The following is a 12,842-nucleotide window of genomic DNA, read 5'->3' as shown; positions in this document are numbered from 1 at the left end:
GGAGCTGTGCATGTTCTCTACCGGTTTTTCCTCCAATGACCTGTTGTTCCTGCTCAATGGCGCCTGGGTCACGCTGCAACTGACGTTCTGGTCGATCCTGCTCGGCTCCCTCGCCGGCTTGCTCTTTGGTCTGTTGCGGGCCTTGTTGCCGCGGGCCAGTTTGCCCCTGGCCTGGGTGCTGGACGTGTTTCGCAGCGTGCCGTTGCTGATCCAGTTCGTGCTGTTCAACTCGCTCAAAAGCATCGTCGGCTTGAACATCAGCGCCTTCAGCGTCGGCTGCATTGTGCTGGGGGTTTACGCCGCCGCGTACTTCACCGAGATCGTGCGCGCTGGCGTGTTGTCGGTGCCGTTCACCCTGCGCCGGGCGAGTCGCTCGCTGGGCCTGAGCTTCCTGCAGGACCTGCGCTGGATCGTCCTGCCGATGGCCACCCGGGTGGCTTTCCCCGGGTGGCTGAATCTGGTGCTCGGCGTGATGAAAGACACCGCGCTGGTGATGTGGATCGGCATCGTCGAACTGCTGCGCGCCTCACAAACCATCGTCACCCGCATCCAGGAACCGTTGCTGGTGCTGTGCATCGCGGGCCTTATTTACTACGTCATGAGCCTGGTGGTCGCACGCCTGGGCGCTCGTCTGGAAAGAAGGTGGCAAGAAAATGATTGAGATCGACAACGTACATAAATCCTTCGGCGACCTCGCCGTGGTCAAGGGTGTCAGCCTGACGGTGAACAAGGGTGAGGTGGTGTCGATCATCGGCGGCTCGGGCTCCGGCAAATCGACCCTGCTGATGTGCATCAACGGCCTGGAACCGATCCAGAAAGGCAGCATTCGCGTCGATGGCGTCGAGGTCCACGACAGCGCCACCGACCTCAATCGCCTGCGGCAGAAAATCGGCATCGTGTTCCAGCAATGGAATGCCTTCCCGCACCTGACGGTGCTGGAAAACGTGATGCTGGCGCCACGCAAAGTCTTGGGTAAAAGCAAGTGCGACGCCGAGGAACTGGCGGTGCAGCAACTGACCCACGTGGGCCTTGCCGACAAGCTCAAGACCTTCCCTGGCAAGTTGTCCGGAGGCCAGCAGCAACGCATGGCCATCGCTCGCGCCCTGGCCATGTCGCCGGACTACATGCTGTTCGACGAAGCCACGTCGGCCCTCGATCCGCAATTGGTCGGCGAGGTGCTGGACACCATGCGCATGCTCGCCGAAGACGGCATGACCATGGTGCTGGTGACCCACGAAATCCGCTTTGCCCGCGATGTCTCCGACCGCGTGGCGTTCTTTCGCAATGGCCTGGTGCACGAGATCGGCTCGCCGGATCAGGTGATTGGTAATCCGGTGCATGCGGAGACTGCGGCATTTCTGAAATCGGTGAAATAGCGGCTGGCCCCTTCGCGAGCAAGCCCGCTCCCACATTAGAACTTCGGTACATTCGAGATCTGTGGCACACAGGAGATCCAATGTGGGAGCGGGCTTACTCGCGAAGGGGCCCAAACAGACAAAACAAGGAGCAGGTAATGCGCTCATCGAAAGTCATTCATGTAGTCAGCTGTCACGCCGAAGGCGAAGTCGGTGATGTGATCGTCGGCGGTGTCGCCCCACCACCGGGCGCCACTGTGTGGGAGCAATCGCGCTGGATCGCCAAGGATCAGACACTGCGCAACTTCGTGCTCAACGAGCCGCGCGGCGGTGTGTTCCGTCACGTCAACCTGCTGGTGCCGGCCAAGGATCCTCGGGCGCACATGGCCTGGATCATCATGGAACCGGCGGACACGCCACCGATGTCCGGCTCCAATTCGCTGTGCGTCGCCACCGTGCTGCTCGACAGCGGCATTCTGCCGATGACCGAACCGCAGACCCGACTGGTGCTCGAAGCGCCCGGCGGCTTGATCGAGGCCGTGGCCGATTGCCGTGATGGCAAGGTCGAGCGGGTAGAAATCAAGAACGTGCCCTCCTTCGCTGATCGCCTCGACGCCTGGATCGAAGTCGAAGGCCTTGGCTCGTTGCAGGTCGACACTGCGTATGGCGGCGACAGCTTTGTGATCGCCGACGCCAAACGCCTGGGCTTTTCCATTCGTCCTGATGAGGCTGCCGACCTGGTGGCGGTCGGGTTGAAAATCACTCGCGCGGCCAATGAACAATTGGGCTTCGTCCATCCGCTGAACCCCGAATGGTCACATATTTCCTTCTGCCAGATTGCCGCGCCCATCGTCGTTGAAAACGGCATCGCCACCGGCGCCAACGCGGTGGTGATTCAACCCGGCAAGATCGACCGCTCGCCCACCGGCACTGGCTGCTCGGCGCGCATGGCGGTGCTGCAGGCCAAGGGATTGATGCAGGTGGGCGAGCGCTTTATTGGGCGTTCGATCATCGGTTCCGAATTCCACTGCCGCATCGATTCCCTGACCGAAGTGGCCGGACGCCCCGCAATCTACCCGTGCATATCCGGCCGGGCCTGGATCACCGGCACCCACCAATTGCTGCTCGACCCGAGCGATCCGTGGCCACAGGGCTATCGCCTGTCAGACACATGGCCGGGTGCCTGAAACTCCCCCAGACCAACGGCTACCAAAAACCCCTGACTCATTGAAAAAAACACTAGCCGAGTCATTGTCATTTAAAATATCGTATACGAAATACAATCAACCAACCGGAGGCAACAATGAGCAAGCGTATAAACTGGAGTGGCGTCTTCCCCGCGGTGACCACTCAATTTAACGATGACTTCACCATCAACCTGGAAAAAACCCATCAGGTGATTTCCAACGTGATCCGTGACGGCGTATCAGGCCTGGTGGTGTGCGGTTCGGTGGGGGAAAACACCTCATTGACCGCCGAAGAAAAAATCGCCGTGACCGAAGTCGCGGTCGATGCCTCCCGGGGCCGTGTGCCAGTGATCTGCGGCGTGGCCGAGTTCACCAGCGTGCAAGCGGCCAAGGTCGCCAATGCCGTGCGCCGGGTCGGCGTCGACGGCGTGATGCTGATGCCGGCGCTGGTCTACGGTTCCAAGCCGTTCGAGACCGCCGAGCACTACCGCTACGTGGCGAAAAACGCCGACGTACCGCTGATGGTCTACAACAACCCGCCGATCTACAAAAACGACGTCACCCCGGACATCCTGATTTCCCTGGCCGACTGCGACAACGTGGTGTGCTTCAAGGATTCGTCCGGCGATACCCGTCGTTTCATCGACGTGCGCAATGAAGTCGGCGACCGCTTCGTGCTGTTCGCAGGTTTGGACGACGTGGTGTTGGAAAGCATCGCGGTGGGTGCCGAAGGCTGGGTCTCCGGCATGTCGAACGTGTTCCCGAAAGAAGGCGAAACCATCTTCCGCCTGGCCAAGGCTGGTCGCTTTGCCGAAGCCATGCCGATCTACGAATGGCTGATGCCGATCTTGCACCTCGATGCCCGTGCCGACCTGGTGCAGTGCATCAAGCTCTGTGAAGCCATCGCCGGTCGCGGCAGCGCGCTGACCCGTCCGCCACGCCTGGCACTGCCGGAAGCCGATCGGGTGTTCGTCGAACAGATCATGGCCAAGGCCCTGGCTAACCGTCCGGAGTTGCCAGACGTCGGTCTCTGAGTGATTGCCGGACGGGTCTTTGCGGACCCGGCCCGGCTGCCTGTTTTTGCGCCCCTACAGGAAACGCCAGCATGTCCAATCCTCTACACACGCAAAGCGCAACCACCCCCTCGGGACTCAAACGCGTAGTGGCCGCCGCCATGGCCGGCACCGTTGCCGAGTGGTATGAATTCTTTCTCTACGGCACCGCCTCCGCACTGGTCTTCGGCCAGTTATTCTTCCGCCAGACCGACAGCCCCATCGACGGCATCATCGCCGCCTTCGCCCTGTACGCGGTCGGCTTTCTAGCCCGCCCATTGGGCGGTCTGGTGTTCGGTCACTACGGTGACAAATTCGGCCGAAAACGCCTGCTGCAATTGAGCCTGGTGGTGGTCGGTATCACCACTTTTCTGATGGGATGCCTACCCGGCTTCGACAGCATCGGCTATGCCGCGCCAGTGTTATTGGTGCTGCTGCGGCTGATCCAGGGCTTTGCCTTTGGTGGCGAATGGGGCGGCGCGATTCTGCTGGTATCCGAACACTGCCCCGACAATCGCCGAGGCTTCTGGGCCAGTTGGCCGCAAGCCGGGGTGCCGGCCGGCAACCTGGTGGCTACGGTCGCGCTGTTGCTGTTGTCATCGAACCTGTCGGAGGAGCAATTCCTCGCCTGGGGCTGGCGCGTGGCGTTCTGGTTCTCGGCGGTGGTGGTGCTGATCGGCTACTGGATTCGCACCAGCGTCGATGACGCGCCGATCTTCAAAGAAGCCCAGGCCCGTCAGGCACAGACCAAGCAGCAACAGCTGGGTGTGGTCGAAGTGCTGCGTCATCACTGGCGCGCTGTGCTGGTCGGGATCGGCGCACGCTTTGCCGAGAACATTCTCTATTACACCGTGGTTACCTTTTCGATCACCTACCTGAAACTGGTAGTGCACAAGGACACCTCGGAAATTCTGCTGCTGATGTTCGGCGCGCACTTGGTGCACTTCTTCCTGATTCCGTTGATGGGGTATCTGTCGGATATCGTCGGGCGCAAACCGATCTACCTGACCGGCGCGGTGCTCACTGCGTTCTGGGGCTTTATCGGTTTCCCGATGATGGACACCGGCAATAACTGGCTGATCATGGCAGCGATCATTCTGGGCCTGGGCATCGAGTCGATGACCTATGCGCCCTACTCGGCGCTGATGGCCGAAATGTTCCCGACCCATGTGCGCTACACCGCACTTTCACTGTGTTACCAGGTGGCGCCGATTTTCGCCGGTTCCCTGGCACCGCTGATCGCGATCACCTTGCTCAACAAATATCACAGCTCGACACCCATCGCCTGGTACCTGGTTGGCGCCGCGCTGATCTCCATCGTGGCCGTCGGCCTGACCCGGGAAACCCGCGGCAAGTCGTTGCACCAGGTGGATGCGGAATCTGCCGCGCGTATTGCTGCACTGGATAGCGCCGCGCCGGCCACCCCGCGCCGGGGTAGTGAGCTAGCTTGAGCCAAAAACCTGTGGGAGCGGGCTTGCTCGCGAAGACGGCGGCACAGTCAACATTAATGTCGCCTGACACACCACTTTCGCGAGCAAGCCCGCTCCCACATGGATTGCGGGCGTTCAAATTCTTGACTGACTGGCATTAGCCCCCCTCTTTTCCAACAGGAGTTTTCCATGCCCGAGATCATCGGCCACAACTACATCGCCGGCGCCCGCAGCGCCGCTGGCAGCATCACCCTGCACAGCCACGACGCCAGCACTGGCGAAGCACTGCCCTTCTCTTTCATGCAAGCCACCGTGGAAGAAGTGGACGCCGCCGCCCAGGCCGCTGCTGCCGCTTACCCGGCCTTTCGCAACTTGCCGGCGACTCGCCGTGCAGAATTTCTTGAGGCGATCGCCGCGCAACTGGATGCGCTGGATGATGAATTCGTCGCTCTGGTCACCCGCGAAACCGCGCTGCCGACCGGGCGCATTCAAGGTGAACGCAGCCGTACCAGCAGCCAAATGCGCCTGTTCGCTCAGGTTCTGCGCCGGGGCGATTTCTATGGTGCGCGTATCGACCGTGCCTTGCCCGAACGTCTGCCACTGCCACGGGTCGACCTACGCCAATACCGGATCGGTCTCGGTCCGGTGGCCGTGTTCGGCGCCAGTAATTTCCCGCTGGCCTTTTCCACCGCCGGCGGTGACACCGCTGCCGCTCTGGCCGCCGGTTGCCCGGTGGTGTTCAAGGCCCACAGCGGACACATGGCGACCGCCGAACGCGTGGCCGATGCAATCATCCGCGCCGCCGAGCAAACCGACATGCCCAAAGGTGTGTTTAACATGATCTACGGCGCAGGCGTCGGTGAAGCGCTGGTCAAGCATCCGGTGATCCAGGCCGTCGGTTTCACCGGCTCGCTAAAGGGCGGTCGCGCCCTCTGTGACATGGCCGCCGCACGGCCACAACCGATCCCGGTGTTCGCCGAAATGAGCAGCATCAACCCGGTGCTGGTATTGCCGGAAGCTCTGCTCGCGCGCGGCGAGAAAATCGCCGGTGAACTGGTGGCGTCGGTGGTCCAGGGTTGCGGTCAGTTCTGTACCAATCCGGGGTTGGTGATCGGTATTCGCTCACCCCACTTCAGTGCTTTCACCGCGCGGCTCAGTACCTTGATGGCCGAACAACCGGCGCAGACCATGCTCAATGCCGGCACCCTCGGCAGCTACGAAAAAGGTGTGCAGGCCTTGCTCGACCATCCGGGAATAACCCACTTGGCAGGCCACGATCAGCAGGGCAATCAAGCGCGGCCGCAACTGTTCAAGGCCGACGTCAGTCTGCTGTTCAAGGGTGATCCGCTATTGCAGGAAGAAGTGTTCGGCCCGACCACCCTCGTCGTCGAAGTGGCCGACAAGGCCGAGTTGCGACAAGCGCTTAACAGTTTGCACGGTCAACTCACCGCCACGTTGATTGGCGAAGCACAGGACCTGAAGGAACACGCCGATCTGCTGGCACTGTTGGAACAAAAGGTCGGCCGGGTGCTGTTCAACGGCTACCCCACCGGCGTCGAAGTCTGCGATGCCATGGTGCATGGCGGCCCCTATCCGGCGACCTCCGATGCCCGTGGCACTTCGGTCGGCAGCCTGGCCATCGAGCGCTTCCTGCGCCCGGTGTGCTACCAGAACTGCCCGGACACCTTGTTGCCCGACGCCCTGAAAAATGCCAACCCGCTGGGCATTGCTCGACTGGTTGACGGCATCAACCAGCGCGACCCGATTTAAAAAACACTCGAAAAACTGTGGGAGCGGGCTTGCTCGCGAAGGCGGAGTGTCAGTCAGCATTTGCATTGCCTGGCACACCGCCTTCGCGAGCAAGCCCGCTCCCACAGGGTTGGGTATTTCGTTTCAAGCCAGCAGTGCTTTCAGGTCGTTGTACAGTGCCTCGGGAATCTGCACCCCCTCCACCATACTGCGTGCCCGTGCCGCATAACGCCGTTGCGACGGCAAGCGGGCGCCCTGCCCTTCAATGCCCTGAAACAACACTTCGGCCCGGGCCAAATGTTCCTCAGTGGCCGCTCCCAGAAAACGTCGCGGATCCAGCGCAATGATCAACTCGCCATGGTACGGCGACGACCTGCTGCCCGCGTCGTAGGCCAGCGATTCGGCACTGGTCAAATCACCGATCAAAGGCCCGGCGATCAACTCCACCATCGCCGCCAGCGCCGAGCCCTTGTGCCCACCGAACGTCAGCATCGCGCCGCTGTCGAGCACCACATTGGCATCGGTGCTCGGCCGGCCCTCAGCGTCCACGCCCCAACCCTCGGGAATCGCCTTGCCGGCACGCCGATGCAACTCGATATCGCCACGGGCAATCGCACTGGTGGCGAAGTCGAACACAAACGGATCCTGCCCCGCACGCGGCCAGCCAAAGGCTATGGGATTGGTGCCGAACACCGGCACACGTCCCCCCGCCGGTGCCACCCAGGCATGGCTCGGATTACACGCCAGCGCCACCAACCCGGCAGCGGTCAACTGCTCGATCTCCACCCACAGCGCCGAGAAATGCACACAGCGATTGATCGCCAACGCCGCAATCCCGTTGGCCCGGGTTTTCTCCGTCAGCAGCCCAAGCCCCGCCTGAAACGCCAATTGCGAGAAACCACCAGCGGCATCCACCCGCACGATCGACGGCGCCTGGTCGATCACCTGCGGCTCGGCATCGGCCGACACCTTGCCGGCCCGCAGGGAATTCACGCAGCCCAGAATCCGGTACAAACCGTGGGAGGCACAGCCATCGCGCTCGCCGGCGATCACCGTCGCCGCCACCGCTTGCGCGTGGGCCAGATTAAAACCGTTGTGCAACAGGATCGATTCGGCCAGTTCACGGGCTTCGATCAGGGTCAGTCGGATCATGCTCATCTCCTTGGACAGACCATCCAGACTGGGCCATTCCAAGGCTCACGGCTTGATCGCTTTAGGTCGGGTTGATGACGAATTCGGCATATCGCTAAAAGCAGTCGACCTTGTGTGGCCGCACCACTCGTCGGCAGGCGCAACGCGATCAATTGACATCGGTGGGGGTCTGCGTAATTATTATTACATCGCATACGATACAAACGTATACGACACATAAATCACATCTTTTGAAACGTTGAGGATCCACCCCCATGAGCAAGATCGAAAAAGTACTGGCCACCGGCAAGACTCACACCACCGTTAGCGCCGCTGGCAATACTTCGCGGGGCCATAACGGCAGCCTCGACATCCAGCTCTCGTCGCCTGGAAACGCGAAACTGGCGCACGAGTTCAAAGCCATTGCACCGCACCCAACCGCCGAGCAATTGTTCGCCGGCGCATGGTCGGCCTGCTACACCGCCGCCGTCGGGCTGGTGGCAAATGAAATGAACGTGGTGCTGCCGTCTGATCTGTCCGTCGACATCGAAGTCGATCTGGGCCAGACCGGTCCGGCGTACTTCCTCCAGGCTCGGTTGACTCTGCGCGTCCCAGGTCTGGCGCATGACATCGCGACAACGCTGGCGCATACCGCAGATCAAATTTGCCCTTACTCGAAAGCGACGCGAGGCAATATCGACGTGGCCCTGAACGTCCTCACGGCATGACGCACTGTGATTGGCCTTTTTTTTCCACGTATATATCGCATGCGCTTTAAGCGCATGCGAATCAGGAGCCCATTCGTACTGTCGAACCCGGCCACAGTCGAAGTCAGAGCTGTTCCGATACAATCGCATACGCGGTATATTTTGCCTTTGCGAGCCTTCAACTTTGGCCAACGAGGAAGCACATGAAACCCACCGACAAGACGGCTCCCGCCAAGCTCTCCGACTTTCTGTGTTTTGCGGTCTATTCCACGAACCTGGCCTTCGGCAAGGCCTACAAGCCGATACTCGAGCAGCTGGGGCTCACCTATACGCAATACATCACCATCGTTGCGCTATGGGAGGAAGACAATCAAACCGTGGGTAGCCTGGGCGAGAAGCTGTTTCTCGAATCGAACACGCTCACACCGATCCTGAAGAAGCTGGAAGCGATGGGCTATCTACAGAGGCAGCGTGATCCCGAGGACGAGCGGCAGGTGCGCATCAGTCTGACGAAGAATGGTCGACAGTTGCGCGAAGGCCGTCCCGAAATGGGCCTCTCCGACGCAACCGGTCTGACACCGGACGAGTTCATGCAGATGCAGAATGCGATCGTGAAGCTGCGCAACAACCTCATCAAATCGACGAAAACCGGGGAATGAGTGACCACTGATCGTTTTTTTAATCGGGGGTATTTTCGGGTATGTAAAAGCCCAACCTTTTCGGATTGGGCTAGTCATTGAATCATAGGGTCGGGACACTCGCCCCTTGGTACCTCATCTTCTTTTTCACCCCAATTCGCTTTCCCGAATCAGCTTCTTATTAATCTTTCCCACACTGGTTTTAGGAATCTCGGCGACGAACTTGAACTGCTTGGGGATCGCCCATTTGTTGATGCGGCCACGCTCGACAAACCCTTGAAGGTGCGTCTCCAGGATCTTGCGGTCGAGATACTGCCCAGGCTCGCACACCACCAGCGCCATCGGCCGTTCGCCCCATTGCTCATCGGCAATGCCCACGACCGCGACCGACATCACCGCCGCGTGTTCGCTGATCAGGCTTTCCAGTTCCAGGGAGCTGATCCACTCCCCGCCTGTCTTGATGACATCCTTGATTCGATCTTTGATTTCCACCCCTCCCAAGGCGTCGATGGAGGCCAGATCGCCGGTGTGCATCCAGCCGTTGTGCCAAAGCTCGGCACCCTTTTCGGGCTCCTTCAAATAGCCTTGGGTCAGCCAGGGTGCGCGCACCACGATCTCGCCCAGAGACTCGCCGTCATGGGCAACGTCATTGCCATTGGCATCGATGATTTTCAGGTCGACCATCGGCACCGGCGTGCCAGTCTTGATGCGGGTGGCCAGTTGGGCTTGCGTGGATTGTTCGAGGTCTTCATCACGCAGGTACGTCAGGCACAGCAATGGGCAGGTTTCCGACATGCCATAACCGCTGTGCACCTGAATACCTTTGGCGCTCGCTTCGCTGGCAATTCCCAGCGTCAGTGCGCTGCCACCCAAGAGCATTTTCCAGCCATCGAAACGGGTCTGTGCCGCTTCCTCGCAGCTCAAGATCATCTGCAGAATGGTCGGCACGCAATGGGAAAAAGTGACCTTTTCCTTACGATACAACCTGACCAGGCTGTTGGGTTCGTAGCGGCCGGGGTACACCTGCTTGAGCCCCATCAGGGTGGCGACATAAGGCACACCCCAGGCATGCACGTGAAACATCGGGGTGATGGGCATGTACACATCATCGGAACGCAGCAACGGCAGGCCTTGATAGACACCCAAAGTGCCCACGGCATTCAAGGTGTGCAGGACCAATTGGCGGTGGGTGAAATACACGCCCTTAGGGTCGCCCGTGGTGCCCGTGGTGTAGAAAAGGGTCGCCACCGAGTTTTCATCGAAGTCGGGAAAGTCGTACCGGTCTGCGGCCCTGGACAACAGGTTTTCATATTCCCCCAGCACCGGTAACCACGTATCGATTGCTGTGTCGTCCGTGAGCTGCAGGTAACCTTTGACGGTTTCAAGCCGCCCCTGGATCTGTTCAACCAGCGGCAGGAAATCATCATGCACCAGCACCAGGTCGTCCTCGGCATGGTTCATGGTGAAGAGCACCTGATCCGGCGAAAGACGAATGTTCACGGTATGCAGCACCGCGCCGATCATCGGTACCGCAAAGAAGCATTCCAGGTAACGATGGCTGTCCCAGTCGAGCAAGGCCACCGTATCTCCGGCCTTGACGCCGGCAGCGGTCAAGGCGTTGGCCAGCCTGCGGATCCGCTGGTTGAGGGTCTGGTAGCTGTAGCGCAGTTTGTCGGCGTAGACGATTTCCCGGCCCGGTTCGTAGCGCACGCCGGACAGCAATAATTGCTTGATCAGCAAGGGGTAGGCATAGGCGCCATCGGCGGGCGGAATTATTTTTGTCGCCATCATGGTTGGGTTCCTTGTCCTTTCGATCAGAAGTGCGCTGCTTCCAGCTCGTAGAGGCATTCGCTGCCGGCCTTGACCGAAGCGCTCAACGAGTGGATGCGCGGCAGCAGGCGAGCGAAGTAGAAGCGTGCGGTAGCCAGTTTGCTGACGTAGAAATCGTCTTTGGAATACGTGCTCATGGCAGCCTTGGCCATTCGTGCCCACATGTAGGCGTACGCGGTGTAGCCAAACACGTGCAGGTACTCGACCGAAGCCGCGCCGATTTCATTCGGGTTGCTCTGGGCTCGGTCCAGCAGCCATGCGGTCAGTTCGTCGAGGGTGTCGACGGCGGCGTTCAACGGTTTGGTGAACTCACCGAGGTCGGCGCAGGCATTGGCGGTAAATTTGCGGATTTCCGAAGCGAACAGCCGGTAGAGCGCCCCGCCGCTGCCGACGATTTTGCGCCCGGCCAGGTCCAGTGACTGGATACCGTTGGTGCCTTCGTAGATCTGCGTAATGCGCACATCGCGAATCAATTGCTCCTGGCCCCACTCGCGGATGTAGCCGTGGCCTCCGAAGATCTGCTGGCCATGCACCGTGGTTTCCAGCCCCATGTCGGTGAGAAACGCCTTGGCCACCGGGGTCAGCAGCGACACCAGTTCCTGGGCGCGGGTGCGGGTTGCCGCGTCATCGCTATACTTGGCGGTATCCAGTTGCAGCGCCACGTAGCTGGAGAACGCACGCCCGCCCTCGTTCAAGGCTTTCATGGTCAACAGCATGCGCCGTACATCCGGGTGCACGATGATCGGGTCGGCGGCTTTGTCCTTGTTCTGCGCGCCCGTCGGCGAACGGCTTTGCAGACGGTCACGGGCGTATTCGACTGCGTTCTGATACGAGCGCTCACCCAACGCCAGGCCCTGGATGCCCACGCCAAGGCGTTCGTAATTCATCATGGTGAACATCGCCGCCAGCCCCTTGTTCGGCGCATCGACGATCCAGCCGGTCGCACCGTCAAAGTTCATCACACAGGTGGCGGAGGCCTTGATGCCCATCTTGTGTTCGATGGAACCGCAGGACAGCGCGTTGCGCTCGCCCAGCGAGCCATCGTCATTGACCAGCACCTTGGGCACCAGAAACAGCGAGATGCCCTTGGGACCGGCCGGTGCATCCGGCAACCGGGCCAGCACCAAATGAATGATGTTTTCGGTCAGGTCGTGCTCGCCGCCGGTGATGAAGATCTTGCTGCCGCTGATCTTGAAACTGCCGTCGGCCTGGGGTTCGGCTCGGGTGCGAATCAGGCCCAGGTCAGTGCCGGCGTGCGCCTCGGTCAGGCACATAGAACCGGTCCAGGTGCCGGCATACATGTTCGGCAGATAGCGTTCCTTGAGTTCCTGACTGGCATGGGCATTGATCGACAGGCACGCACCGGCGGTCAGCATCGGGTACAAGCCGAACGACAGACTTGCCGAGTTGACCATCTCTTCGACCTGAGCCGAAATCGCCTTGGGCATGCCCATGCCACCGAACTGCGGATCGCCACCAACACCCACCCAACCGCCTTCGGCGAATGCCTGGTAGGCCGCGACAAATCCGTCCGGAGCCTGGACCGCACCGTTGCTCCAGGTACAGCCCTGTTCGTCGCTGCTGCGGTTCAGCGGCGCGACCACCTCGGCGCTGATCTTGCCGGCCTCTTCAAGAATGGCGGCGGCCGTTTCTTCATCAATCACCTCGGCCATGCCAGGCAATTGGGCCCATAGCCGGGACACCTGGAAAACCTCGTTGAGTACGAAGCGCATGTCGCGCAAAGGAGCTCTGTAATCAGACAT

11 protein-coding genes are annotated in these 12,842 nt (G+C 60.4%); 8 read left to right on the top strand and 3 right to left on the bottom strand.

Annotated features, from left to right (window positions below; all coding sequences use genetic code 11):
• Nucleotides 1-10: 10 nt before the first annotated feature.
• The 6 genes from AB7M29_RS14635 (at nucleotide 11) to AB7M29_RS14610 (ending at nucleotide 6,794) form a co-directional block, all read left to right on the top strand.
• Nucleotides 11-661, top strand: coding sequence for an amino acid ABC transporter permease (locus AB7M29_RS14635; protein ID WP_217857731.1), 651 nt, complete (start codon nucleotides 11-13; stop codon nucleotides 659-661).
• Nucleotides 654-1,376 (top strand): amino acid ABC transporter ATP-binding protein, encoded by a 723-nt coding sequence (locus AB7M29_RS14630; protein ID WP_095053608.1) that lies wholly within the window; start codon nucleotides 654-656, stop codon nucleotides 1,374-1,376. Before AB7M29_RS14635 ends, AB7M29_RS14630 begins: the two co-directional genes overlap by 8 nt.
• Before the next feature lie 137 nt (nucleotides 1,377-1,513).
• Nucleotides 1,514-2,542: a trans-3-hydroxy-L-proline dehydratase gene (locus tag AB7M29_RS14625; RefSeq protein WP_454247129.1), complete on the top strand. Its 1,029-nt coding sequence runs from the start codon at nucleotides 1,514-1,516 to the stop codon at nucleotides 2,540-2,542.
• Nucleotides 2,543-2,658: 116 nt separating this feature from the next.
• Nucleotides 2,659-3,576 carry a dihydrodipicolinate synthase family protein gene (locus AB7M29_RS14620; protein ID WP_030132201.1) on the top strand — a complete coding sequence of 306 codons (918 nt, stop codon included), beginning with the start codon at nucleotides 2,659-2,661 and terminating at the stop codon, nucleotides 3,574-3,576.
• A gap of 71 nt (nucleotides 3,577-3,647) precedes the next feature.
• Entirely contained in the window at nucleotides 3,648-5,045 is a 1,398-nt protein-coding gene (gene abaF, locus AB7M29_RS14615; RefSeq protein WP_454247128.1) for a fosfomycin efflux MFS transporter AbaF, read from the top strand.
• Nucleotides 5,046-5,213: 168 nt separating this feature from the next.
• Nucleotides 5,214-6,794, top strand: a complete 1,581-nt coding sequence (locus tag AB7M29_RS14610; RefSeq protein WP_454247127.1) for an aldehyde dehydrogenase (NADP(+)) — start codon at nucleotides 5,214-5,216, stop codon at nucleotides 6,792-6,794.
• A 123-nt stretch (nucleotides 6,795-6,917) separates the two neighbouring features.
• Here AB7M29_RS14610 and AB7M29_RS14605 read toward each other — a convergent pair whose 3' ends face one another.
• Nucleotides 6,918-7,925, bottom strand: a complete 1,008-nt coding sequence (locus tag AB7M29_RS14605; RefSeq protein WP_454247126.1) for an Ldh family oxidoreductase — start codon at nucleotides 7,923-7,925, stop codon at nucleotides 6,918-6,920.
• 254 nt (nucleotides 7,926-8,179) lie between these two features.
• On the opposite strand from AB7M29_RS14605, the gene AB7M29_RS14600 reads away from it, so the two are divergent.
• Together AB7M29_RS14600 and AB7M29_RS14595 are read left to right on the top strand one after the other, a co-directional pair.
• The gene (locus AB7M29_RS14600; protein ID WP_095053613.1) at nucleotides 8,180-8,632 is read left to right on the top strand and encodes an Ohr family peroxiredoxin; all 453 of its coding nucleotides are present in this window, start codon (nucleotides 8,180-8,182) and stop codon (nucleotides 8,630-8,632) included.
• Nucleotides 8,633-8,814: 182 nt separating this feature from the next.
• Nucleotides 8,815-9,270, top strand: a complete 456-nt coding sequence (locus AB7M29_RS14595; RefSeq protein WP_217857737.1) for a MarR family winged helix-turn-helix transcriptional regulator — start codon at nucleotides 8,815-8,817, stop codon at nucleotides 9,268-9,270.
• 126 nt (nucleotides 9,271-9,396) lie between these two features.
• On the opposite strand, the gene AB7M29_RS14590 is transcribed toward AB7M29_RS14595, so the two are convergent.
• The gene (locus tag AB7M29_RS14590) at nucleotides 9,397-11,040 is read right to left on the bottom strand and encodes a fatty acid--CoA ligase (protein ID WP_454247125.1); all 1,644 of its coding nucleotides are present in this window, start codon (nucleotides 11,038-11,040) and stop codon (nucleotides 9,397-9,399) included.
• A gap of 23 nt (nucleotides 11,041-11,063) precedes the next feature.
• On the bottom strand, nucleotides 11,064-12,842 hold the full coding sequence (locus AB7M29_RS14585) for an acyl-CoA dehydrogenase C-terminal domain-containing protein (RefSeq protein ID WP_454247124.1): 1,779 nt from the start codon (nucleotides 12,840-12,842) through the stop codon (nucleotides 11,064-11,066).

It is taken from the genome of Pseudomonas sp. F-14 TE3623 (genome assembly GCF_053629015.1).
Note: the sequence above shows the minus strand (reverse complement) of the source record. Positions and strands in the feature narration are given on the sequence as shown.

Coding starts and splice junctions, on each gene's coding strand:
- AB7M29_RS14635 (WP_217857731.1), top strand. CDS start 11: ATGTTCTCTACCGGTTTTTCCTCCAATGACCTGTTGTTCCTGCTCAAT.
- AB7M29_RS14630 (WP_095053608.1), top strand. CDS start 654: ATGATTGAGATCGACAACGTACATAAATCCTTCGGCGACCTCGCCGTG.
- AB7M29_RS14625 (WP_454247129.1), top strand. CDS start 1,514: ATGCGCTCATCGAAAGTCATTCATGTAGTCAGCTGTCACGCCGAAGGC.
- AB7M29_RS14620 (WP_030132201.1), top strand. CDS start 2,659: ATGAGCAAGCGTATAAACTGGAGTGGCGTCTTCCCCGCGGTGACCACT.
- abaF (WP_454247128.1), top strand. CDS start 3,648: ATGTCCAATCCTCTACACACGCAAAGCGCAACCACCCCCTCGGGACTC.
- AB7M29_RS14610 (WP_454247127.1), top strand. CDS start 5,214: ATGCCCGAGATCATCGGCCACAACTACATCGCCGGCGCCCGCAGCGCC.
- AB7M29_RS14605 (WP_454247126.1), bottom strand. CDS start 7,925: ATGATCCGACTGACCCTGATCGAAGCCCGTGAACTGGCCGAATCGATC.
- AB7M29_RS14600 (WP_095053613.1), top strand. CDS start 8,180: ATGAGCAAGATCGAAAAAGTACTGGCCACCGGCAAGACTCACACCACC.
- AB7M29_RS14595 (WP_217857737.1), top strand. CDS start 8,815: ATGAAACCCACCGACAAGACGGCTCCCGCCAAGCTCTCCGACTTTCTG.
- AB7M29_RS14590 (WP_454247125.1), bottom strand. CDS start 11,040: ATGATGGCGACAAAAATAATTCCGCCCGCCGATGGCGCCTATGCCTAC.
- AB7M29_RS14585 (WP_454247124.1), bottom strand. CDS start 12,842: ATGTCTGATTACAGAGCTCCTTTGCGCGACATGCGCTTCGTACTCAAC.